At 65.6% G+C, this 23,493-nt stretch carries 21 protein-coding genes and 1 pseudogene; 5 read left to right on the forward strand and 17 right to left on the reverse strand.

Features of this window, described 5'->3' with window-relative positions; all coding sequences use genetic code 11:
* Positions 1 to 68: 68 nt before the first annotated feature.
* The 16 genes and pseudogenes from eno to ACX5I6_RS19015 form a co-directional block, all read right to left on the reverse strand.
* Positions 69 to 1,349 carry a phosphopyruvate hydratase gene (gene eno / locus ACX5I6_RS18940; protein ID WP_018761911.1) on the reverse strand — a complete coding sequence of 427 codons (1,281 nt, stop codon included), beginning with the start codon at positions 1,347 to 1,349 and terminating at the stop codon, positions 69 to 71.
* A gap of 118 nt (positions 1,350 to 1,467) precedes the next feature.
* Positions 1,468 to 2,040: a MazG nucleotide pyrophosphohydrolase domain-containing protein gene (locus ACX5I6_RS18945; RefSeq protein ID WP_285248339.1), complete on the reverse strand. Its 573-nt coding sequence runs from the start codon at positions 2,038 to 2,040 to the stop codon at positions 1,468 to 1,470.
* An 80-nt stretch (positions 2,041 to 2,120) separates the two neighbouring features.
* Positions 2,121 to 3,257 (reverse strand): adenosine deaminase, encoded by a 1,137-nt coding sequence (locus tag ACX5I6_RS18950; RefSeq protein ID WP_461841472.1) that lies wholly within the window; start codon positions 3,255 to 3,257, stop codon positions 2,121 to 2,123.
* Between the two features lie 39 nt (positions 3,258 to 3,296).
* Positions 3,297 to 4,028 (reverse strand): DedA family protein, encoded by a 732-nt coding sequence (locus tag ACX5I6_RS18955; protein WP_461841473.1) that lies wholly within the window; start codon positions 4,026 to 4,028, stop codon positions 3,297 to 3,299.
* Between the two features lie 134 nt (positions 4,029 to 4,162).
* Positions 4,163 to 4,792 carry a DedA family protein gene (locus ACX5I6_RS18960; protein WP_285320112.1) on the reverse strand — a complete coding sequence of 210 codons (630 nt, stop codon included), beginning with the start codon at positions 4,790 to 4,792 and terminating at the stop codon, positions 4,163 to 4,165.
* 6 nt (positions 4,793 to 4,798) lie between these two features.
* Positions 4,799 to 6,121 carry a thymidine phosphorylase gene (locus ACX5I6_RS18965; RefSeq protein ID WP_461841474.1) on the reverse strand — a complete coding sequence of 441 codons (1,323 nt, stop codon included), beginning with the start codon at positions 6,119 to 6,121 and terminating at the stop codon, positions 4,799 to 4,801.
* Positions 6,118 to 6,549 (reverse strand): cytidine deaminase, encoded by a 432-nt coding sequence (locus tag ACX5I6_RS18970; protein WP_461841475.1) that lies wholly within the window; start codon positions 6,547 to 6,549, stop codon positions 6,118 to 6,120. The genes ACX5I6_RS18965 and ACX5I6_RS18970 overlap by 4 nt, the downstream gene beginning before the upstream one ends.
* A gap of 4 nt (positions 6,550 to 6,553) precedes the next feature.
* Complete coding sequence (locus tag ACX5I6_RS18975; RefSeq protein WP_461841476.1) at positions 6,554 to 8,062, reverse strand: ABC transporter permease; 1,509 nt, start codon at positions 8,060 to 8,062, stop codon at positions 6,554 to 6,556.
* Positions 8,059 to 9,453, reverse strand: coding sequence for an ABC transporter permease (locus ACX5I6_RS18980; protein ID WP_461841477.1), 1,395 nt, complete (start codon positions 9,451 to 9,453; stop codon positions 8,059 to 8,061). The genes ACX5I6_RS18975 and ACX5I6_RS18980 overlap by 4 nt, the downstream gene beginning before the upstream one ends.
* On the reverse strand, positions 9,446 to 11,041 hold the full coding sequence (locus ACX5I6_RS18985; protein WP_461841478.1) for an ABC transporter ATP-binding protein: 1,596 nt from the start codon (positions 11,039 to 11,041) through the stop codon (positions 9,446 to 9,448). The genes ACX5I6_RS18980 and ACX5I6_RS18985 overlap by 8 nt, the downstream gene beginning before the upstream one ends.
* Before the next feature lie 225 nt (positions 11,042 to 11,266).
* The gene (locus ACX5I6_RS18990) at positions 11,267 to 12,379 is read right to left on the reverse strand and encodes a BMP family lipoprotein (RefSeq protein ID WP_461841479.1); all 1,113 of its coding nucleotides are present in this window, start codon (positions 12,377 to 12,379) and stop codon (positions 11,267 to 11,269) included.
* A gap of 263 nt (positions 12,380 to 12,642) precedes the next feature.
* Positions 12,643 to 13,659, reverse strand: coding sequence for an NADP-dependent oxidoreductase (locus tag ACX5I6_RS18995; RefSeq protein WP_461841480.1), 1,017 nt, complete (start codon positions 13,657 to 13,659; stop codon positions 12,643 to 12,645).
* Positions 13,656 to 14,087 carry an organic hydroperoxide resistance protein gene (locus tag ACX5I6_RS19000; protein WP_461841481.1) on the reverse strand — a complete coding sequence of 144 codons (432 nt, stop codon included), beginning with the start codon at positions 14,085 to 14,087 and terminating at the stop codon, positions 13,656 to 13,658. The genes ACX5I6_RS18995 and ACX5I6_RS19000 overlap by 4 nt, the downstream gene beginning before the upstream one ends.
* Before the next feature lie 45 nt (positions 14,088 to 14,132).
* Positions 14,133 to 14,568, reverse strand: a pseudogene (locus tag ACX5I6_RS19005) (MarR family winged helix-turn-helix transcriptional regulator).
* 154 nt (positions 14,569 to 14,722) lie between these two features.
* On the reverse strand, positions 14,723 to 15,940 hold the full coding sequence (locus ACX5I6_RS19010; protein ID WP_109863486.1) for an amidohydrolase: 1,218 nt from the start codon (positions 15,938 to 15,940) through the stop codon (positions 14,723 to 14,725).
* 100 nt (positions 15,941 to 16,040) lie between these two features.
* The gene (locus tag ACX5I6_RS19015; RefSeq protein WP_461841482.1) at positions 16,041 to 17,174 is read right to left on the reverse strand and encodes a mannose-1-phosphate guanylyltransferase; all 1,134 of its coding nucleotides are present in this window, start codon (positions 17,172 to 17,174) and stop codon (positions 16,041 to 16,043) included.
* 281 nt (positions 17,175 to 17,455) lie between these two features.
* Between ACX5I6_RS19015 and sdhC the strand changes: the two genes are divergently transcribed.
* From sdhC to ACX5I6_RS19040, 5 genes are all read left to right on the forward strand, one after another.
* A complete protein-coding gene (sdhC, locus tag ACX5I6_RS19020) occupies positions 17,456 to 17,836 on the forward strand; it encodes a succinate dehydrogenase, cytochrome b556 subunit (RefSeq protein ID WP_081624141.1) in 381 nt (126 codons plus the stop codon).
* A 3-nt stretch (positions 17,837 to 17,839) separates the two neighbouring features.
* Positions 17,840 to 18,301, forward strand: a complete 462-nt coding sequence (locus ACX5I6_RS19025; RefSeq protein ID WP_018761927.1) for a succinate dehydrogenase hydrophobic membrane anchor subunit — start codon at positions 17,840 to 17,842, stop codon at positions 18,299 to 18,301.
* Positions 18,302 to 18,409: 108 nt separating this feature from the next.
* Positions 18,410 to 20,209: a succinate dehydrogenase flavoprotein subunit gene (gene sdhA / locus ACX5I6_RS19030; protein ID WP_018761928.1), complete on the forward strand. Its 1,800-nt coding sequence runs from the start codon at positions 18,410 to 18,412 to the stop codon at positions 20,207 to 20,209.
* A 1-nt stretch (position 20,210) separates the two neighbouring features.
* A complete protein-coding gene (locus ACX5I6_RS19035; RefSeq protein ID WP_018761929.1) occupies positions 20,211 to 20,993 on the forward strand; it encodes a succinate dehydrogenase iron-sulfur subunit in 783 nt (260 codons plus the stop codon).
* A gap of 161 nt (positions 20,994 to 21,154) precedes the next feature.
* Positions 21,155 to 21,919 carry an alpha/beta hydrolase family protein gene (locus ACX5I6_RS19040; RefSeq protein WP_461841483.1) on the forward strand — a complete coding sequence of 255 codons (765 nt, stop codon included), beginning with the start codon at positions 21,155 to 21,157 and terminating at the stop codon, positions 21,917 to 21,919.
* A 39-nt stretch (positions 21,920 to 21,958) separates the two neighbouring features.
* Here the strand turns inward: ACX5I6_RS19040 and ACX5I6_RS19045 are convergent, their stop codons facing one another.
* Positions 21,959 to 23,260 carry an ABC transporter substrate-binding protein gene (locus ACX5I6_RS19045; RefSeq protein ID WP_461841484.1) on the reverse strand — a complete coding sequence of 434 codons (1,302 nt, stop codon included), beginning with the start codon at positions 23,258 to 23,260 and terminating at the stop codon, positions 21,959 to 21,961.
* Positions 23,261 to 23,493 lie beyond the last annotated feature (233 nt).

Raw genomic sequence — 23,493 nt, forward strand, 5'->3', positions numbered from 1 at the left:
CTGCGGAAAACAACAGCGGTGGCTATGGTCTTCCAACCATAGCCACCGCCGGTGCGTTTAGCCGGTTACTAGCCCTTGAAACGCGGGAACGCGCTGCGGCCGGCGTAGCGTGCGGCGTCGTCGAGTTCCTCTTCGATGCGCAGCAGCTGGTTGTACTTGGCAACGCGCTCGGAGCGGGCAGGTGCACCGGTCTTGATCTGGCCTGCGTTGGTGGCCACCGCGATGTCGGCGATCGTCGTGTCCTCGGTTTCACCGGAACGGTGCGAGGTGATGGTGGTGTAGCCTGCGCGCTGGGCCAGGCTGACGGCATCCAGGGTCTCGGTCAGGGAACCGATCTGGTTGACCTTGACCAGCAGGGAGTTGGCCGTCTTGGTGTCGATGCCGCGCTGCAGGATGGACGGGTTGGTGACGAAGAGGTCATCGCCCACCAGCTGGACCTTGTCGCCGATGGCGTCGGTGAGGGTCTTCCAGCCTTCCCAGTCGTTCTCGTCCAGCGGGTCCTCGATGGACACCAGCGGGTAGTCTGCAACGAGTTCGGCGTAGTAGGCGCTCATCTCGCTGGCGGACAGGGCCTTGCCTTCGAACTGGTAGGCACCATCCTTGAAGAACTCGGAGGAGGCGACGTCCAGGGCCAGGGCGATGTCCTTGCCCGGGGTGTAGCCGGCGTTCTTGATGGCTTCCTGGATCAGGTCCAGTGCCGCGCGGTTGGACGGGAGGTTCGGGGCGAAGCCGCCCTCGTCACCCAGGCCGGTGGACAGGCCCTGTTCCTTCAGGACGGACTTGAGGTTGTGGTACACCTCTACGCCCCAGCGCAGGCCCTCGGAGAAGGTTTCGGCGCCGATGGGGGCGATCATGAATTCCTGGATGTCGACATCGGAGTCGGCGTGGGACCCACCGTTGAGGATGTTCATCAGCGGCACAGGCAGGACGTGGGCGTTCGGGCCGCCCAGGTACTTGTAGAGGGGCAGGTCGGCGGATGCTGCGGCAGCGTTGGCGACGGCCAGGGAGACGCCCAGGATGGCGTTCGCGCCGAGCTTGCCCTTGTTGGGGGTGCCGTCCAGGTCCAGCATGGCCTGGTCGATGCTGCGCTGGTCGGTAGCGTCGAAGCCGGTCAGGGCGGGGGCGATCTGGTCGATCACGGCGTCGACGGCCTTCTGCACGCCCTTGCCGAGGTAGCGGCCCTTGTCGCCGTCGCGCAGTTCAACGGCTTCGTGCTCACCGGTGGAAGCACCGGAGGGAACTGCGGCGCGGCCGATCTGGCCGTCGGACAGCAGGACCTCAACTTCAACAGTGGGGTTGCCGCGGGAATCAAGGATCTCGCGGGCGTGGATGGCATCGATAAGCGCCATGAATTTGCTCCTTATGGGCGATTAACGGGGGGAATCAGGCAGAAAACTCGACGTACTCGTCAGGGACTAGCGTAGTCGAGAGTGCTCCGGGTTACTCAAACCGGTCAAGGCCCGGACGTCATGATGCTGCTTGGTCGCCGTGGTAGCGGCGTACGGCGGTACGGAGGGCACGCTCGGCGTCCATGCCGCGGTCCCGGGCGGACCGCACGACGGCGAGCAGCAGGGTTCCCAGTTCCTCCTCGCTTTCGGGGACGGGAACCCCTGCGGGCAGCCCGAGTCCTGCCCGGGCTGCACGGTCGAGCGATTTTTGCGCCTTGGCCAGTGCCGGGAGGGCAGCGGGGACTCCTTCGAAGGCATGGCGCCGCTCCGGGCGCTCTGCCCGTTTGACCGCGTCCCACGTCTGCTCAATTTCCGCCACCGTGGCAGGGAAGGTGTCCTGCAGGGATCCGTCGGGCCGGAAGACGTGCGGGTTCCGGCGGACCATCTTGGCAGCCAGGCCGCGCGCCACGTCGTCGAACGTGAACGCCCCGCGTTCCTCTGCCAGACGGGCGTGCAGCACCACCTGGAGCAGGACGTCACCGAGCTCGCCCTGGAGTTCGGCGTCGGGGTGGCCCTCCTCGATGGTCTCAGCCACCTCGTAGGCCTCCTCGAGGAGGTATTCCACCAGCGAGGCGTGCGTCAGGGCAGCCATCCAGGGGCAGTGCTCGCGCAGCTGGGCCATCTTTTCCAGCAAGCTCCGCGGTGGCGGAGCTGCCGGGAGGAGGAACCTGGTCAGCCAAGATTGGCGTAGGCGTCGTTGATGTATTCCACCAGCGCTTCCTTTTCCTCCAAGGGCAGGAAGGATGCCTCGGCGGCGTTCAGGGTCAGTTCCAGCAGGTCGTCAAGGTCGTAGTCGAACGTCTCCACCAGCAGGTTGAACTCGTCCGTCAGCGTGACGCCGCTCATCAGGCGGTTGTCGGTGTTGATGGTCACGTTGAAGCCCAGCTGGTACAGCATGTCCAGCGGGTGGCTCTCGATACCCTCGCCGAATTCGGCGATGGCTCCGGTCTGGAGGTTGGAGGACGGGCAGATTTCCAGGGCGATGCCGCGGTCACGGACCCAGCTGGAGAGGTCGCCGAGGGTGACCAGGCCGACGGTGTCGCCGGCCTCGTCGTCCTCGTCGAATTCCACCATGATGTCCTCGGCGATCCGGACGCCGTGTCCCAGGCGGAGGGCCCGGCCGTCCACCAGTGCGGACTGGATGCTCTCCAGCCCCGCGGCCTCGCCGGCGTGCACCGTGGCGGGGAAGTTGTGCTGGGCCAGGTACGTGAAGGCGTCCTTGAAACGGCTGGGCAGGAAGCCGTCCTCCGCGCCTGCGATGTCAAAGCCCACAGCACCCTGGTTGCGGTGGCGCACGGCGAGTTCGGCAATTTCCTGGCCGCGGTCTGCGTGGCGCATGGCGGTGATCAGCTGGCCCACCTGGATCTCCCGGCCGGACTCGGACACGGCCTCGACGCCGGCTTCCAGGCCGTCCTGGACCGCTTCCACGGCTTCATCCAGGCTGAGCCCCTTCTGCAGGTGCTGCTCGGGTGCCCAACGGACCTCGCCGTAGACAACGCCGTCATCCGCCAGGTCTTCGACGAACTCCTTGGCCACGCGGAACAGGCCGTCGTAGGTCTGCATCACGGCCACGGTGTGGTCGAAGGTTTCCAGGTAGCGGACCAAGGAGCCGGAGTCGGCGGATTCGCGGAACCACTCGCCCAGGGCAACCGGCTCCGTCGAGGGGAGGGTGTGCCCTACGGCTTCGGCCAATTCGATGATCGTGGCCGGACGGAGTCCCCCGTCCAAGTGGTCGTGAAGGGAAACCTTGGGCAGGCTCTTCAGGTCGAAATCAATGGCAGGGGCAGCGTCAAGAATGGGCTCAGTCACGTTCCCACCTTAGGGTGGGGCGGGGTTCAAAGCCAGCCGCTACTTGGCTGCGGGACCCGCATCCGCCGATGGCACCGTGAGGGGCCGGGTGCCGGGCCGTCCTTCCTGGCCCGGGGCGTTTTCGGCCCACCCGTCCACGTCGGCGTCAGCCTCGGGCGCATCATGGCGTCCCAGCCGTTTGTGCCACCAGCGCAGGGCGTGGTCGATCACGACGCCCAGGACTATCGCGAAGACGACGGCGATGCCGGCGCTCAGGAGCGGGTTGTGGTGCAGCCACGGGAAGGAGCTGGCCAGCACGCCAATGCCCAGCGAGTAGCCCACCCACGTGACGCAGGCAAAGGCGTCGAAGACGAAGAACCTGCGGTGTGAGAATCCGGTGCTGCCGGCCACGTAGTTAACGGCCACCCGGCCCCAGGGGATGTACCGGGCGGTGAAAATGAGTACCGCTCCGCGCTTCTCGAGCTCGTAGCGGGCCCAGGCGAAAACTTTCCGGACCTTGGGCCGGCGCATCCACGCCCACCGGTCCAGTCCGATCTTTCGGCCGAGCATATAGGCCATGTTGTCGCCGCAGATCGCGCCGATCAGGGCCGTCAGGCCAAGGATCCAGAGATTGGGTTCGCCGCTGTGCCGCGAGAAGGCCGCCAAAGCCACAATGAGGGTCTCACTGGGGACCACCATGGCGAAGCCGTCCACGAAGAAGAACACCAGCAGCACGGGGTAGATCCACCACTGGCCCGCTGCATGGAGCACGGCCTCATTAATAAACTCCACGCGGTGTTGCTCCTGTAAAAAAATGGCACGGCCGAAGCGCCGCAGCCAAAGCGGAAATCGTTCCTAAGTGTCCCATGGCCGGGACGCAGTCCGCTACGCCCCGGCGCGCGGAATTATCCGGTTAAACGCGGGGCTCAGGTCCCGGGTTCCCGGATCCGTTCCACCACATTGGGTTTACCCCGGAATTTGTTGATCACCAGGTCCACCAGGATGCCCAGGGCTACGGCACAAACAATGGCGATCGCGGCACCCAGGACATGGTTGTCCTCGAACCATTGGCCGAAGAACAGCCCGATCGTCACGGAGTATCCGGCCCACAGGCTCGCGGAGAGGACGGTAAGGCCAACGAACCGCAGGTGCGGATAGTGGGTGACGCCGGCAGTCAGGTTGACCGCCACGCGGCCGATCGGAACGAACCGGGCCACCAGGATCAGCGACGCCGGCCGCTTACGCAGTTCCCGGCCCGCCCAGCGGAAGGCGGCCTGCATCCGCGGTCCGCGCATCCAGGCCCAGCGGGTGGTGCCCACCCGCCGGCCCAGGAGGTAGGCAATGTTGTCGCCCGCGAAGGCTCCGGCGGCAGCCACTCCGGCCAGAAGCAGGGGGTTGGGTACATCCGCGGTGGCGGCCACGGCGGCGAGGCCCACCACCACGGATTCGCTGGGCACGGGCGGGAAGAAGCCGTCAATGACGCAGCACGCCAGCACCAGGACCAGCACCCATGGCTGTCCGGCTGCGGCGAGGATGAAGTCGTTGATGGCCTGCATTGGTCCCTATGCTATGCGGTCGATGATCAGCTGTTGGGCAGGCCGCGAACCATCCGGAGCGATGACCACCGCGTGTTCGAGAGCTTCCCGGGCGCGGGCAAACCGGTCCGGTGTGTCCGTGAGCAGGGTCATCAGGGGTTCCCCGGCCCGGACGGTGGCGCCAGGTTTGGCGTGCATCCGCACCCCGGCTCCGGCCTGGACGGCATCCTCCTTGCGGGCACGGCCTGCCCCCAGCCGCCAGGCGGCCACACCGACGGCCAGGGCGTCGAGTTCCACCAGCACCCCGTCCGCGGGGGCGTAGACCACGTCGGATTCAGTGGCCACCGGCAGGGCTGCGTGCGGATCGCCTCCCTGGGCGGAGATCATCCGGTTCCACACGTCCATGGCGCGGCCGTCATTGAGCGCGGCGGCGGGGTCGGCGTCGTGCACTCCTGCAGCGGCGAGCATCTCTTCGGCGAGCCTGACGGTCAACTCCACCACGTCTTCCGGGCCGCCGCCGGCGAGGACCTCCACGGACTCCTCGACTTCGATGGCGTTGCCGGCCGTGAGGCCCAGTGGCGTGTCCATGTTGGTCAGCAGCGCCACCGTGTTGACGCCGGCGTCCTTGCCCAGGGCCACCATGGTCTCGGCCAGTTCCCGGGCCCGGGACTGGTCTTTCATGAACGCTCCGCTGCCCACTTTGACGTCCAGGACCAGCGAGCCCGTGCCCTCGGCGATCTTCTTGCTCATGATGGACGAGGCGATGAGCGGGATGGCTTCCACGGTGCCGGTTACGTCACGCAGCGCGTAAAGCTTCTTGTCCGCCGGGGCCAGGCCTGCACCGGCGGCGCAGATCACTGCCCCGACATCCTGGAGTTGGGCCAGGATCTCACCGTTGGTCAGGTTTGCGCGCCACCCGGGAATCGACTCGAGCTTGTCCAGGGTGCCGCCCGTGTGGCCCAGGCCGCGGCCGGAGAGCTGCGGGACGGCGACGCCGAACACTGCCACGAGCGGGGCGAGCGGCAGGGTGATCTTGTCCCCTACCCCACCGGTGGAGTGCTTGTCCGTGGTGTACTTCAGGCCGCCGTCGGGGCGCCGCAGGCTGGAGAAGTCCATTCGCTCCCCGGACGCGATCATGGCGGCGGTCCAGCGGGCAATTTCCGCCCGGTCCATGCCATTGAGCAGGATGGCCATGTTCAAGGCCGCCATTTGCTCGTCGGCAATGGCGCCGCGCGTGTAGGCGTCGATGGTCCAGTCGATCTGTTCGGGGCTCAGCTTGCCTTTGTCCCGCTTGATGCGGATGATGTCCACGGCATCGAATGCCTCGGCGTTGCTGGTGGTTTGGGTCACCGGGTCTCCTCCAGATGTTGGGGGCCAAATGCGTCGGGCAGCACCTGGTCCATCGTCCTGATGCCTTGGGTGGTCATGACTTCCATGTCCGGGGCGCGGAATTCGTACAGCAGCTGCCGGCAGCGGCCGCACGGCATCAGGACCGTGCCGCCGGCGTCGACGCAGTAGAACGCGCGCAATTGGCCGCCGCCGGTCATGTGCAGGTTGCCTACGAGGGCGCATTCGGCGCAGAGGGTGAGGCCGTAGCTGGCGTTTTCGACGTTGCAGCCGCTGACGATCCGGCCGTCCGTGGTGAGCGCGGCCGCCCCCACCGCGAAGTTCGAATACGGCGCGTAGGCATTTGCCATGGCGGCTACGGCGGCAGCCTCAAGGGCGGCCCAATCGACGCCGGGATTTCCTTGGGTGCCGGGGGCTCCGGTTTCTGTCACTTGGTCACCCCTTGACGTACGGGATGCCGTCGGCGGCGGGCGGCCGGGACCGCCCCACGAGGCCGGCGACGGCGATGACGGTCAGGGCGTACGGCAGCATCGCCATGAACTGGCTGGGCACGGGCGAGCCAATGATGGTGATGATGCTCTGCAGGTTGTCGGCGAACCCGAAGAGCAGTGCGGCCAGGAAGGCCCCGATGGGATTCCAGCGCCCGAAGATCATGGCGGCAAGGGCGATGTAGCCGCGGCCGCCGGACATGTCCTTGCTGAACGCGTCCACGGACACCAGGGTGAAGAAGGAGCCGCCGATGCCGGCGATCGCCCCGCCCATCAGGACGTTGATGAACCGGGTGCGGTTGACATTGATGCCCACGGTGTCCGCCGCTTGGGGGTGTTCGCCGACAGCGCGCACCCGCAGGCCCCATTTGGTGTGGAACAGCCCGACGTAGACCACGATCACGGCCACGTACATGAGGTAGCCCACCAGGGACTGGCGGAACAGGATGGGTCCGATGATCGGGATGTCGGCAAGGAACGGGATATCCACTGCCTGGAGCCGGCCGGGCTTGTTGAGGTGTTCCGGGTCCGCCGTGAGCAGGGTGGAGAACAGGAAGCTGGTGAGGCCGCTGATCAGGACGTTGAGGACCACGCCGACGATGATCTGGTTGACGAGGTACTTGATGCTCACCACGGCCAGGACCAGGGACACGAGTGCACCGGCGACGGCCGCCGAAATGAGTCCCACGTAGACATTGCCTGTCACGGTGGCTACGACGGCGGCGGAGAACGCACCGAGCAGGAGCTGTCCTTCGATGGCGATGTTGACCACGCCGGCCCGTTCGCACAGCACTCCGGACAGCGAGCCGAACACCAGTGGTACGGCCAGTGTCACCGCTCCTGCCATCAGGCCGCCCAGGGAAATGGACGGTTCGGGGTCACGGCCGCCGGCGACGATCCAGATCATGAACCCGACCAGGAAGACGACGGCGAAGAGACCGCCCAGCCATCCGGGGGTGCGCCGCCGCTGCAGGGTCAGCAGGAGGGCGTACCCGGCCAGGCCGAGCAGCAAGAGGGCGCAAATCCAGCCGAAGACCATCGAGGGCACGGTGATCTTCTCCACCTGGGCAACGCCGAGGGCGGCGAGGCCCAGGACGACGACGGCAGCGATGGTGGTGGCGGGAATCCAGCGGTCCACTCCCCCGCCCTCGCGGCGCTGGCTGATCCAGCGGTAGCCGAGGTAACCGGCGGCAGCCAGCGCCACGACAAGGGTGATCCAGGCTGCGGTGGACGAGGCGTTTGGGTCGCGGGCTTCGGCGATCCGGAACCCGGCGGATTTTGTGTTGGCGAGGAATCCAAACAGCACGGTGCCCAGGATGGCGAGCAGGCCCAGGCCGACGCCGGCCTTCCAGCTCACCAGTTCCGTTGTCCCTGCCCGGCCTGCGGCACGGTTGGCTCCGGTGGTTTTCCCGGTTCCAGGTTGTTTGCTCGCGGGAGATTGTGTGGTGGCGCTCATGCTGCCGCTCCGCTCTTGACGCCGCCGGTATGCGAACCTGCGGTCCCACTTGTGGTGGTCTTCTTCTTACGGGGGTTGAGTCCGAATATCGCACGGACCAGCGGCGGTGCTGCGATGAACAGCACGATCAGGGACTGGATGACGAGCACAATATCGATGGGGGTTTGGGTCTGTGCCTGCATGGCCACGCCGCCGGCGCGGAAGGCGCCGAACAGCAGGCCCGCAAAGAAGGTTCCCCACGGCGTGGAGCGTCCCAGCAGTGCGACGGTGATGGCGTCAAAACCGATGGAGGCGGCGACACCGCCGGAGAGGTATTTTTCCGTGCCGGACACCTGCGCCACGCCGGCCAGGCCGGCCAGCGCACCCGCGATCGCCATCACCAGGATGGTGCTGCGGGCAACGTTGATTCCGGCGGTACGGGCAGCGCTCGGGTTGGCCCCGACGGCGCGGAACTCAAAACCGATCGTGGAGCGGTTCAGCAGCCACCAGACGAAGGCGGTGGCCGCTATGGCGACCAGGAAACCGGCGTGCAGGCGGAATTGGGGTCCGAGCAGTTCGGGGAACAACGCGGTGGAGTCAAGGAACGGGGAGATCGGGTTGGTGGAACCCTTGCGCTGGAAAGCGGGGGTGGTGAGCAGGAAGAGCAGCAGGAAGTTGGCGATGTAGTTGAGCATGATGGTCACGATCACCTCGTGGGCGCCGGTCCGTGCCTTCAGCAGGCCCACGACACCGCCCCAGACCGCGCCGCCAACCAGGCCGGCGAGGATGACGACCAGCAGGTGCAGGCCGATGGGCAGGTGCCAGGCGAAGCCGACGTAGGCGCCGAAAAGCGCGCCGAAGATGATCTGCCCCTGCGCCCCGATGTTGAACAGGCCGGCGCGGAACGCCAGCGCGACGCCGAGCCCGGCACAGACCAGCGGAGTTGCGACCGTGAGGGTCTCGGTGATCGGGTACAGCTGGGCGGCCAGGTCGGCGCCGGCCCAGTTGAAGATTGACCCCTGCACCAGTGCGGTATAGGGACGGATGACCTCGGTCAGGAGGTCTCCGGGCTGGGCGAAGAAGTAACCGGCCGTGACGGCGACCTTGGGGTTGGTCACCGCCATCAGGATGCCGCCGAGCACGATGGCCAGCAGCACGGAGAGGAAGGAGACCATGGCGTTGCCGGTGAAGATCTGGTGCAGGACGGATCCGTCCCCGTCCCGGTGGTCCCGGCCGCGCAGCTGGGTGGCCGCCGGAACGGCGGACGGTGGCATCTGGCCGCCGGCAGTGTCCAGCGCGACGTCGGAGGCGACGGCCTCCGAGGAGGTGCCGCCTGGCATCTGGGTCGGGGCCGGCCCGGGGGCGCTGTTATGGCTTGTGGCCTGCGGGTCCGGGGTTGTCTTCTCAGACATGGGTTTCTCCTTCGTGGCCGGCAGGCTCTGATACCGCCGGTGCGGCCGTTGCGCCGGAAGCTTGGGCGGAGGCGTTGGCTTCGGCTTCCGCGGCCGGGACACCGGCCATCATCAGGCCCAGGACGTCGCGGGACGTGCCGGCGGGTACGATTCCCACCAGCCGGCCGCGATAGAGCACCGCGATCCGGTCTGCCAGCTGCAGTACTTCGTCAAGTTCCGTGGACACGATCATGACGGGCGTTCCGTGGTCGCGTTCGGCGATGACGCGCTTGTGGACGAATTCGATCGAGCCGACGTCAAGCCCACGCGTGGGCTGCGAAGCGATAAACAGGCGCAGCGGGCGGGAGAGCTCACGGGCCAGGACGACCTTCTGCTGGTTGCCACCGGAGAGGGTGCCCACGGCGGCGGACACGGAAGGGGTGCGGACATCGAATTCCTCGACCTTCCTGGCGGCGTTCTCCGCGATGACGCCCGGCTTCATCCCCACGCCGCGTGCGAAGGGAGCCTTGTCGTAGAGGTCCAGGATCATGTTCTCGGAGATGGTGAACGTGCCCACCAGGCCGTCAAGGGTGCGGTCCTCGGGGACGAAGCCCACGCCCGCACGGAGCACATGCTTGACGCTCTTGCCCAACAATTCCTCGCCGTCGAGCGTGATGGACCCGGCCACGTGCGGCTGCACGCCGAGGATCGCCTCGGTCAGCTCCGTCTGGCCGTTGCCCTGCACTCCCGCAATGGCAAGGACTTCGCCCTTGGCGATGTCGAATGACAGGTCATCGACCACGTGCTGGCCATTGTGGTCCGTGACGGTCAGGTTCCGGACCTTGAAGGTCACCTCACCGGTCTTCGCCGGTGCCTTGTCAAGCGTCAGGCTCACGGCGCGGCCCACCATGGCGGACGCCAGTTCGGTGGGGGAAGCTGTGGGATCCGCCTGCCCCACGACCTTGCCGCGGCGGATGACCGTGATGGTGTCCGAGATGGCTTTGACCTCACGCAGTTTGTGGGAGATGAAGACGATCGACTTACCGTCGCGCTTCAGCTGCCGGATGATGTCCAGGAGTTCGTCGGTCTCCTGCGGCGTCAATACGGCGGTGGGTTCATCGAGGATGAGCACCTCGGCATCGCGAACCAGTGCCTTGATAATCTCTACCCGCTGCTGGACGCCAACGGGCAGGTCCTCCACCATGGCGTCGGGGTCGACGTCGAATCCATACTGGTCCGAGATGCGGCGGATCTTCTCGCGCGTAGCCTCCAGGTTGAGCAGGCCGGCGGCCTTGGTGGTCTCATTACCCAGCGCCACATTCTCGGCCACGCTGAAGACCGGGATGAGCATGAAGTGCTGGTGGACCATTCCGATGCCGGCCGCCATGGCCTCGCCGGGGTCTTTGAAGACGACGGGCTTGCCATCGACCAGGATTTCACCTTCGGTCGGATCGTACAGGCCGTAGAGCACGTTCATCAGGGTGGATTTCCCTGCGCCGTTCTCTCCCAGGAGGCAGTGCACCTGCCCCGGTTCGACGACCAAATCGATGTGGTCATTGGCTACCAGGGACCCGAATCGCTTCGTGATCCCCTTCAGTTCGAGTTTCAAAACCCCAACCAATCTGTGTGTGTATGGATCTGCTCCGGCGCGCTGTCGGCGGCGAGGCAGCGGGTAGTCCCAGCCTAGTGTTTTGGGTGGTTCCTGGGCAGGGCGGGCAGGCGGGAAAAGTGCGGCCTGCATAGCGCTGGTAAGCGTGTGTTGCCAGCAAAACAGAACGCGCTGCCCTCCGGCCGGGGTAACGGCGGAAGGGCAGCGCGCCCCGCTGTTCAGTGCTTACTTGGTGGGGCTGGACTTCGACTCGACCTTGACGGTGCCGGAGATGATGTCCTTCTTGAGCTGGTCCAGTTCGCTCTTCAGGTCCGCCGGCACGGCGGAATCGAGGTCGTGGAACGGAGCCAGGGCAACACCTCCGTTTGCAAGGGTTCCGATGTACGGCGAGGCGTCGAATTTGCCGTCCTTGTCGTCCTTGATGACCGTCTCCACAGCGGTGGCCATGGTCTTCTGGACAGAAGAAAGGATCACGGACTTGTAGTCGGGGGCCGTCAGGTAGCCATCGGAGTCAACCCAGATGAGCTTGGCATCCTTGCCCTTGGACTTGGCGTCGAGGATCGCGCTGCCGGCGCCGCTGCCTACGGGTCCGGCCACGGGAAGGACGATGTCTGCGCCCTGGTCAAGGAAGCCCTGGGTGAGGACCTTGCCCTTGTCCACCTGCTTGAAGTCGCCGACGAAGGTGCCGTCCTGCTTGTCCTTGTCCCAGCCGATGAGCTGGACGCTCTTGCCCTTCTTCTCGTTGTAGTACTTCACGCCGTCGGCAAAACCGTCCATGAAGATGGTGACCGTGGGGATGTTGATGCCGCCGAAGGTTGCGACCTTGCCGGTCTTGGACGTGCCTGCTGCCAGGTAGCCGGCCAGGAACGCGGCCTGGGCCGTGTCATAGACGATCGGCTTGACGTTCTTGGGGAACGTGGGGTCGTTGTAGTCGATGATCGCGAAGTGGCTGTTCGGGTTGGCCGTGGCGATCGACTTTGTGGCATCGCCGAGCAGGAATCCAACGGTCACGGTGAGCTTGCAGCCCTGCTGGACCATGGAACGGAGGTTGGGGTCGTAGTCGGTGTCAGCTTTGGACTGGACGTGCTTTTCCTGGATGCCGAGGTCCTTGACCGCGGCCTGCAATCCCTCGTAGCCGGACTGGTTGAACGACTTGTCGTCGAATCCACCGGAGTCGGACACCATGCAGGCAGTGTAGTCCGAGGCGGTGGCTGAACCCGAAGGGCCGGACGCGGACGGGGCGGCCCCGCAGCCGGTCAGCAGCAAGGCGGACGCACCGAGAGTGGCCACACCGGCCATTGAACCGCGCTTGAAGCCGGCACGCAGTGATTTCTTCAATTTTCCTCCAGGGATGATGCGAGTGGCACTACGGGCTGGAATTCAATGAGTGTCCGTTTCGGCGCTGAAATTCTGTTTTCACTGAAGGCACGCAGCACTGCGCCGGAGCGCACTGATGCCACTTACTTTAGTGGCCTGCGCCACGTCCCCATAGCACGCCGGAAGCTGACCCCGGAGATTGTTTACAAGTTGTTACCAAGCAGTAGGGGCGCCCCCAAAGGAGGCGCCCCTGCTGCTGATGGTTCTTTAGTTGTGACCGCCGGCTAGAGCCGGACGAGCATCTTTCCGGTGTTCGCACCGTCCAGGAGATCCATGAATGCCTGCGGCGCGTTCTCCAGTCCGTCCACGATCGTCTCGTCGTAGCGCACGGTGCCGTCAGCCAGCCAGCCGGACATCTTCTCTGCGAACTCCGCCGCGTGCTGCCGCTGACCGCCTACCAGGAAGCCGCGGAGCGTCAGTTGCTTGCCGATGGCCTGCATCAGGTTGTGGGGCGCCGGGGTCGGTTCGGTGGAGTTGTACTGCGCAATGGCACCGCACATTGCCACCCGGCCGCCGACGTTGAGGACTGCCAGGGCGGCCTCGAGGTGTTCGCCGCCGACGTTGTCGAAGTAGACGTCGATGCCGGCGGGACCCGCGGCGTTCTGCAGCTGGTCCAGCACAGGACCATCGTGGTAGTCGAAGGCTGCGTCGAAACCGAGCTCCAGGAGCCGGGCCACCTTGGCCGGCGAACCGGCGGAGCCGATCACGCGGGAGGCGCCCATGGCCTTGGCGATCTGGCCCACCAGGGAGCCCACCGCGCCGGCGGCACCGGAGACGAACACAGCGTCCCCCGGCTTGAATTCGGCGACCTTCAAGAGGCCGGAGTAGGCGGTCAGCCCGGTCATGCCCAGGGCACCAAGGAAGGCGGAAGCCGGGGCCAGGTCAGTTCGGGCCGGGGTGGCTGCAGCGCCGTCAACCACGGCGTACTCCCGCCAGCCGAGGGAATGCACGACGACGTCGCCCTCCTTGTGTGCCGACGAACGGGACGCGACCACCTCGCCTACCGCGCCGCCGTCGAGCGCCTTGCCCACGGCAAACGGCGCGGAGTAGGACTTCACGTCATTCATCCGGCCCCGCATGTAGGGGTCGACCGACATGAAGAGGTTCCGGACCAGGATCTGGCCGTCCTCGAGGGCGGGCAGCGGGGACTCGGCGAGCTCGAAGTTATCGCTGGCAGGACGGCCCACAGGGCGCGAAGCCAGGCGGATTTCACGGGTGCTGGTGGCAAGTGCGGTGTTCATGCTGCGTACTCCAAAATCTTGATGTCGACGTTGATGTTGCCCCGGGTGGCGTTCGAGTAGGGGCACACTTCATGCGCCTTGGCCACCAGTTCCTCGGCGGTGGACAGGTCCAGCGCCGGGAGGGCGATTTCCAGTTCGGCGGCAAGCCCGAAACCCGTTCCGCCGTCCAGTTGTCCCAGGTGGACTTTCGCCGCAACGGCCGAATCGGTGAGGTCGGCGCCTGCCTTGCGGCCCACCAGTCGCAGTGCGGAGTGGAAGCAGGCCGCGTACCCGGCGGCGAAAAGCTGTTCAGGGTTGGTGCCGCGGCCGCTGCCGCCCAGCTCCACGGGGCTGGCCAGGTCCACGGCCAGTTTGCCGTCGTTGCTGCGTGCGGTGCCGTCACGGCCTTCGCCGAAGGCAAGCGCCTCGGCGGTGTAGAGAGTCTTCACGAAAAATGTCCGTCCTGTAGGTGGGATGGTGCAGTGTGGCGCCGCTTAGAGCGACTGGTGCAGTGCGGCCGTGAGCTTGCCCAGGGTGGCGCGCAGTTGTTCGAGCTCTCCGTGCGAGAGCCCCGCGGCGTCAGCCAGCCGCTGCGGGATGGCCCGGGCCGGAACGCTAAGGTGCCGGCCTGCAGTCGTGAGGTGAATGGCAACGCGCCGTTCGTCCTCGCCGGACCGCCGGCGTTCCACGAGACCCAGTGCTTCCAGCCGCTTGAGAAGGGGCGACAGGGTCCCCGAGTCCAGCCCGAGCTTCCCCGCCAAGTTCCTTGACCCCGCGGGGCTCGTCCTCCCACAGCACCAGCATCACCAAGTACTGCGGGTAAGTGAGGCCCAGCTCGTCCAGCACGGGCCGGTACACGGCGGTGGCGGCCCGGGAAGCCGAATACAAGGCAAAACACACTTGGCGGTCCAGGCGGGGAGCTTCGGTCATGACAAAACAATAGCCCACAATTAAATTGTGCACAACTTAACTGGAGCAAAAAGAGCAACCCGTTGACCGTCGTCGTGATCCACCGGCGTTACCGGGCCCGGCGCAAATAAGCCGCTGGAGCAAGGACTCCGGGCACGGGCGGCGCGGCTGGCGGCTACAGCGCGGGCGGCTGTTCGATGTCCCTGATGGTCCTCAACGCTGCCGCCGTGAGCACGCGGATCCCCAGGCCCAGCGACCGCTCGTCCAGGATGTAATCGCCGCGGTGGAGGTCGTAGTCCTCCCCGCCTGGCGTCTTGGTACCCAGCCGCATCATGGCACCGGGAAGCTCCGCGAGGAACCAGGCAAAGTCCTCGCCACCCATGGATTGCGGGGTCAGCACCACAGCGCTTTCGCCGATCTCTGCGCGCGCCGCCGCCTCGATAATCGCCGTTTCGTGTTCAGAGTTCACCACGGGCGGCACCCCCCTGGTGTGTTCCAGGTGGACGTCCACCCCATACGGCGCGGCCACTTGGTGGACCACCTCGTCGAGGAGTTCCCCGGCGGCGTGCCAGGCGTCACGGTCCAGGCAGCGCATGGTTCCGGCCATGTAGCCCGAGCCGGGAATGGCGTTGGGCGCCGACCCGGCGGTGATCTGGCCCCACACCACGGACACCCCGCTGCGGACATCCACCCGGCGGGACAGGACGGCCGGAACGTTGACGGCTATCTGGGCAAGCGCGAAGACGAGGTCCTCGGTGAGATGCGGTCGGGACGTGTGGCCGCCGCGGCCGGACAGTTCAATCCGGATGGTGTCCGAGGCCGACGTGATGGCGCCAATCCGGGTCCCGACCTTGCCCACCTCGATGCGGGGGTCACAGTGCAGCGCGAGGATCCTGGGAACTCCCTCCAGCACGCCCTGCTCAATGCACGCATGCGCCCCGCCGGGCATGGTCTCCTCGGCGGGCTGGAAGATGATCCGCACCGTCGCGCCCAGGGGCGATTCCTGGTGCATGCGCTGCAACACCAGGGCAATGCCCAGCATGGTGGTGGTGTGCACGTCGTGGCCGCAGGCGTGGGTGACGCCATGGTTCTTGGACGCGAATGCCAGGCCGGTTTCCTCGATGATGGGGAGGGCGTCGATATCGCCGCGCAGCGCGGTGGCGATGGGGCCTTCGCCCACGTCCACGGTCAGGCCGGTGCCTTCGAGCCGGCGGGGGCTCAGCCCGGCGGCCTCGAGCCGCTCCGCAAGCTTGTCGGTGGTGCGGAACTCTTTGAAGGAAAGCTCCGGGTGCGCATGGAGGTCCCGCCGGAATTCGATCAGTTCCGGCAGGAGCGGTTCAAGCCACGGCGCCACCAAGGCGGTGGGCTCGGCTTCAGTAGTGTAATTGCGCACTGTTTTACTCTAGCGATCACGGCCCCGATAAGGGCTATTCACTGACGCCCCGTTACAACGTGAACCTGCCGGCGCCGTGACGCGCCGGCAGGTTGGGCGATCAGAGGACGTCCGTGTCCCCGCTGGCCTTGAGTGCGTCGACCGCTGCCTTGACCCGCTGGGAGTTGGCCATGGTGGTGACCAGCAGGGCGTCCGGCGTGTCCACGATGACCACATCCTGGATGCCGATCAGGGCGATGACGCGCTTGGTGTCCGTGACCACCACACCGCTTGAGTTCTCCGTGAAAACCCGCGCGCCTTCGCCCAGGACGGTGACATCGTCCACTTCCTTGGCGCTGTTGAGCCGCCCGACGGAGGCGAAGTCGCCAACGTCGTCCCAGCGGAAGGTGCCGGGCACGACGGCGACGTCCCCGGCTTCGGCGGCGGGCTCGGCCACTGCGTAGTCAATGGCGATTTTGGGCAGGGTGGGCCAGATCCGGGCGGTGACTTCGTCGCGTTCGGGGGTATCCCAGGCCTGCGCGATTTCCTGCAGGCCCTTGAACAGCTCGGGCTGGTTGGCCTCGAGGTGCTTGAGCATCAGTGCCACGGGGGCTACGAACATGCCGGCGTTCCACACGTAGTCACCGCTGTCGACGTACTGCTGGGCTACTACTTCGTCGGGCTTTTCGACGAATTCCACCACATCGTGGGCGCTCGGGGCTCCGTCGATGTTCAATGCCTTGCCGGAGCGGATGTAACCGAACCCGGTGGACGGGTGCGTGGGCTTGATGCCGATGGTCACGATCTTGCCGGCCGCGGCGGTATGGATTGCCTCCCGGACGGCGTCCTGGAAGAGGTGGTCCGGGCTGATCACCTGGTCCGCGGCGAAGGACCCCATGATGGTGTCCGGGTCCCGCTCGTGCAGGATGGCCGCGGCAAGGCCGATCGCCGCCGCGGAGTCCTTGGGCTCCGATTCCAGGACAAGGTCCGCGTCCTGGACCTCGGGAAGCTGGCGGCACACGGCGTCGCGGTGCGCTTTTCCGGTGACCACCAGCACCCGGCTGCCCGCGAGCGGGTGGAGCCGGTCGTAGGTGGCGCGCAGCAAGGTGCTGCCCGATCCTGTGAGATCGTGAAGGAACTTGGGAGCTGCTGCTCGTGACAGGGGCCAGAGGCGGGTCCCCACTCCGCCTGCCGGAATCACCGCAATGAAGCGGTCAAGGGGTGAGGCCGGGCTTGTCACTTTGTCTGTACTCATCACCGCTACTTTAGCTGACGGCCCGAGACCGGCGACGGCGGCCCGCCACGGGCCGCCGTCCGGCGCGCTCCGTCATCCCAGTGCCCAAAACACCGCTTCCGTGTGGTGTTCGTCTCATTCTCGCCGAAAAACCGCTCCAGTGCTGGCCTCCAAGAAACTCCTAAATTGAATAAGCTGTAAGCGAAGCCTAGATTTAGGCCTGAGCTACGAGTGCTCTCGCAGCAGGCGTTCCCCCGCATGGATCTCATGCCAGCGCCGCTGTGTTGCAGGGAGGTTTATCAGTGCCGACAAAACCAGCTGGCACCTTGTACCGCGGCCGTGAAGGCATGTGGTCCTGGGTAGGACACCGCATTACCGGTGTAGTGATCTTTTTCTTCTTGTTGGTCCACGTCCTGGACACCTCCTTGGTGCGTGTGTCGCCGGAGGCCTACACCGCGGTGATCGGCGCCTACAAGAACCCGCTGATGGCGCTGGGCGAGACCGGCCTTGTCGCCGCGATCGTGTTCCACGCCTTCAACGGCTTGCGGATCATTGCGGTCGACTTCTGGAAGAAGGGCGCCAAGTACCAGCGGCAGATGCTGTGGGCAGTCCTGGCTCTCTGGATCGTGACCATGCTTGCGTTCTCCATCCGCCACCTGTCCCTCGCCCTCGGAGGTCACTAAGCCATGACTGCAACCATCGAGAGCCCCCGCAGCGGCCGGGTAGCTCCCCAGTACCGCCGCAGCGGCGGTTCGCGCGGCAACTTCGAGATGATCGCCTGGCTGTTCATGCGCCTCTCCGGCGTGGTGCTGGTGGTCCTCATCTTCGGGCACCTGTTCGTGAACCTCATGGTCGGCGAGGGCATCCACGCCATCGACTTCGGCTTCGTCGCCGGCAAGTGGGCGGACCCGTTCTGGCAGTTCTGGGATCTGGCCATGCTGTGGCTGGCAATGCTGCACGGCACCAATGGCGTGCGGACCATCATTAACGACTACGCCGAAAAGACGGGGACGCGGCGCTGGTTGAAGACCGTCCTCTATGCGGCCGCCGTGGTCATCATCCTCCTGGGCACCCTGGTGATCTTCACCTTCAACCCCTGCCCCGTGGTGGACGGCGTGGCCCTTCCGGGCGGATTCTGCCCTGCCTAGTTCAGGCACAACCCCGGGCCCGCGGGCTTACCCGCGGGCCTTGTTTTGCGGAGCAGGCGAAGCCGCCCCGTTGTTTGATAGCGAATTTTGAGAGAAAGAGCGTCTGGTATGCAGGTCCATAAGTACGACGTCGTCATCGTCGGTGCCGGTGGCGCTGGCATGCGCGCCGCGATCGAGTCCGGTCAGCGCGCGCGCACAGCAGTACTGACCAAGCTCTACCCCACCCGCTCGCACACGGGTGCGGCACAGGGTGGCATGTGTGCAGCCCTTGCCAATGTCGAGGAAGACAACTGGGAATGGCACACGTTCGACACCGTCAAGGGCGGCGACTACCTGGTTGACCAGGACGCTGCAGAGGTCATGGCGAAGGAAGCCATCGACGCCGTGCTGGACCTCGAGAAGATGGGCCTGCCGTTCAACCGCACGCCCGAGGGACGCATCGACCAGCGCCGCTTCGGCGGCCACACCCGTGACCACGGCAAGGCTCCCGTGCGCCGTGCCTGCTACGCCGCAGACCGCACCGGCCACATGATCCTGCAGACCCTGTACCAAAACTGCGTCAAGCACAACGTTGAGTTCTACAACGAGTACTACGTCCTGGACCTGCTGACGGTCGAAGAGGATGCTGTCCGCGAGGACGGCACGCCCTACAAGCAGAAGCGCGTGGCCGGCGTCGTGTCCTACGACCTCGCCTCCGGTGAACTGCACGTCTTCCAGGCCAAGTCCGTGGTGTTCGCCTCCGGCGGCGCCGGCAAGGTCTTCAAGACCACCTCGAACGCACACACCCTTACGGGCGACGGCATGGGCATCGCCTTCCGCCGCGGCATCCCGCTGGAGGACATGGAATTCTTCCAGTTCCACCCCACCGGCCTCGCCGGCCTGGGCATCCTGCTCTCCGAAGCAGCCCGTGGTGAAGGTGCCATCCTGCGCAACTCCGAGGGTGAGCGCTTCATGGAGCGCTACGCTCCCACCATCAAGGACCTGGCGCCCCGCGACATCGTGGCCCGCTCCATGGCCAACGAGGTCCGTGAAGGCCGCGGTTGCGGTCCGAACAAGGACTACGTCCTCCTGGACCTGACCCACCTGGAACCGGCGCACATCGACGCGAAGCTCCCGGACATCACCGAGTTCGCCCGTACCTACCTGGGCGTGGAACCGTACACCGAGCCCGTACCGGTGTTCCCCACGGCGCACTACGCCATGGGCGGCATCCCGACGAACATTCAAACCGAGGTGCTGCAGGACAACGACACCGTAGTGCCGGGCCTCTACGCCGCCGGTGAAGTGGCATGCGTGTCCGTCCACGGCTCCAACCGTCTGGGCACCAACTCCCTGCTGGACATCAACGTGTTCGGCAAGCGGGCCGGCGTGGCCGCCGCCGAGTACGCGAAGACGGCCGATTTCGTGGAGCTGCCGGAGAACCCGCTGGCCTACACCACCGAGCTTCTGGACATTGCCCGCAACGGTACCGGTGACGAAAAGGTTGCCCAGATCCGCAAGGAACTGCAGGACACCATGGACGCCAACATGCAGGTGTTCCGTACCGCCGATACCCTGAACCAGGTGCTGCGCGACATCGCCTCCTTCGAGGAGCGGTACAAGCGCATCAACGTCCAGGACAAGGGCAAGCGCTTCAACCTGGACCTGCTGGAAGCCGTTGAGCTCGGCTTCCTGCTGGAACTGGCCAAGGTGATGACCGTGGCCGCCCTGCACCGTGAGGAATCCCGCGGCGGCCACTTCCGCGAGGACTTCCCCGAGCGTGACGACGAGAAATTCATGAAGCACTCCATGGCGTACAAGGATGACCATGCGCCGGCCGACGGATCGGCGGAATCAATCGCCGGCATCCGCCTCGCCACCAAGCCGGTTGTCTTTACCCGCTACGAGCCGATGGTGAGGAAGTACTAAGATGACCGCTGAAATCGCTGAGCCAGCCTCAAAGGTTGAACTGCCTGCCGGCGTTGGCGGGGGCGGGGAAATCCCCACGTTCGATGTCCACCTGCGGGTCCGCCGGTACAACCCGGAGGTTTCCGAGGAAGCCACCTGGGACGACTTCCACCTCACCATGTACGGCACGGACCGTGTACTGGACGCCCTGCACAAGGTGAAGTGGGAGACGGACGGAACCCTCTCCTTCCGCCGCTCCTGCGCCCACGGCGTGTGCGGTTCCGACGCCATGCGCATTAACGGCCGCAACCGCCTCGCGTGCAAGACCCTCCTGAAGGACCTGGACACCTCCAAGCCCATCACGGTGGAGCCCATCAAGGGCCTGCCGGTGGAGAAGGACCTGATCGTGGACATGGAGCCGTTCTTCCAGTCCTACCGCGAAGTCATGCCGTTCCTGATCAACAAGGGCCACGAGCCCACCCGGGAGCGCCTGCAGTCCGCCGAGGACCGGGAGCGCTTCGACGACACCACCAAGTGCATCCTTTGTGCGGCGTGCACGTCCTCCTGCCCGGTGTTCTGGACGGACGGGCAGTACTTCGGCCCCGCCGCGATCGTCAACGCCCACCGTTTCATCTTCGATTCCCGTGATGACGCCGGCGACATGCGCCTGGAGATCCTGAACGACAAGGAAGGCGTGTGGCGGTGCCGCACCACCTTCAACTGCTCAGAGGCGTGCCCCCGCGGCATCCAGGTGACCCAGGCCATCGCAGAGGTCAAGCAGGCCATCCTCGCCCGCAAGATCTAGCAGGTCCAACAACAGCAAGAACGGCCGACGGCGTCACTCACCAGATCTGGTGGGGGCGCCGTCGTTGTTTCTCCCCACCCGCCCCCTGACCGTGCACGCTCGGCCCGGGAACCCTGCGGGCATGGGCCCACAGCCATTCCTACCAAGCGAAAGGGAACAGCATGTCCCGCTCCGAAAAAGTATCCTTCGCAGGCTCAACCGGTGAGACGCTGTCCGGAATCATCGACGTCCCGGAAGGCGCGGTCAAGGGCTGGGGAGTGTTTTCGCACGGGTTCACGCTCGGCAAGGACAGCCCATCCGCGTCCCGGATGTGCAAGGCCCTGGCGGACAGCGGCATTGGCATGCTGCGGTTCGACAACCTAGGCCTGGGCGGCTCGGCAGGCGAATGGTCTGCCGGCTCGTTCAGCCACAAAGTGGCCGACACGGTGAAAGCCGCGGATTTCATGCGTGCGGAGGGGAAGGAAATCTCCCTGTTGGTGGGCCATTCCTTTGGTGGTGCCGCCGTGCTGGCGGCCGCACGGGAGATCCCCGAGCTCGACGCCGTGGCGACGGTGGGCGCGCCCTTCTCCCCCAAGCATGTGGCACACGTTTTTGACGCCGCCCTGGACAAGATCCTCAGCGACGGGAGTGCCGAGGTGGACCTGGGCGGGAAGCGGGTGGAGATCCGCCGGCACTTCGTGGAGGACCTGGAGAACGCCGACCTGACCGACTGCATCCGGCAGCTGCACAAACCGCTGATGGTGCTGCACTCCCCCACCGACAACACGGTGGGGATCGAGAACGCCAGCACGATCTTCCAGACCGCCCGGCACCCGCGCAATTTCGTCTCCCTCGAGGGAAGCGACCACCTGCTGACCGGAAAGGGCCAGGCCGCCCGCGCCGCCCGGATCATCGCGGCGTGGGCCGACCAGTACCTCGACGCCTGAAACACACCCCGTTCCAGGGAGCGCGCCCGGGCACCCGGGCTATTTGCCGATGGCAGCCTTACTCTCGCTGATCCACTCGTCTGCCGCCTTGTCCGGCGCCAGCCTCTTGAACAGGACATCGGTGTTGATCCGGGCCGTGATTTCGGAGACGGCCGTTGAGCCTGTGGGTCCGATGTACGTGGGGGCGAAGTCCATCTTGCCGATTTGGCTGATGTAGTCGGCCTCCACCTTTCCCTGCGGCGTGAGCATGCCCTTGATGGAGTTGCGCATGTCGGCGTTGCTGGGAACGCCCCTGTCGCTCTGGATGATCCTGGCCGCCGACTGGTCGTTGACCAGGAAGCTGACGAGCTTTGCCGCAGCGTCCGCGTGCTTGCTGCGGGCCGAGATGGTGTAGAACTGCGAGGACTGGAGCCAGATTCCGGGCGTGGGTTTTTCACCCGGGAGCTTGAGCAGCTTGAGGTCGGCGCCGGATGCCTTGCTGAGGGCCGACAACGAGTTGCTCCAGGTCAGCATCATGGCCGCTTTGCCCATGCCCATAAGGGTTTGCTCGGTGCTGACGTTGAGCTTCTCGACGGTCTCGGAGGCGCTTGGCGCCGCCCCGGTTTCGCTCAACTTCAGTGAGTAGTCGAAGTAGTCCTGGACCGTTTCCTTGCCGAGCCCCAACTGGCCGTCCTGGGTGTACAGCGATTCACCCCGCTGGCGGGCGAAGGCGTCCAGGGAGTCGTGGGTGAGTACCGTAGCGGTTCCGTAGGTCCCCTTGGGACTATGGGCCGTGACATCCGCCGCGATCTTCGCGAAGTCGTCCCAGCTCCAGGAAGTATCGTCCGGCAGCGGAACTCCCGCCGCCGAGAACACCGCCGGATTGGCGACGATCGCCAGGGCATTGGCGCCGGTGGAAACCCCGTATTGCTTGCCCTTGACCTGGCCGTTTTCCAGTGCGCCCTGGTCCATCTTGGACAGATCCAGCGGGCCCTTGACTGTAGCCAAATCCAGCAGGGCACCCCGGTTGGCGTACTCCGCCGGATAGGCGCCACCCATGGTGATGACGTCGGGAGCATCATTGGCGGCCACCTGGGTGGCAAGCTTGTCGAAGTATCCGCCGATGTCGCCGTACTCCGGCTTGACTTTGATGTTCGGGTTGGCCTTCTCGAATTCGGCGATGGCCTTGTTGGTCAGGTCGGCGCGGCCTGCGTTGCCCCACCAGGAGAACCGGATTTCAACAGGACCGTCCTCAGGCTTGGTGGATGGGGTGCTGGAGCATGCGGCGGTGAGGCCAAGGAGTGCCACGGCCGTCAGGATGGCAGTTGATTTACGAAGGGTTCGGACAACTTTTCGCGTCATTGGGCAAGCTTCTTCCGAGATGGGAAAGCGATTTCGTGAAACGTATCAAAAGCCTGCTTCCGACGTCAAGGACCGATTGTCGGGCACAAGTGCAACGTGAGCTTTCCCTGCAACTCCGATAGTTGTGTGCCCCGCGGGTTGCGGGCGGACCGTTGACAGTGGCCCCTTCACGCCCCGAGGATAGGAAGTGGGAAAACGCTTTCTGCTCCCCCATCCCGCACCCTAAGCTCCCC

The sequence above is a fragment of the Arthrobacter sp. MMS24-T111 genome, assembly GCF_054888995.1.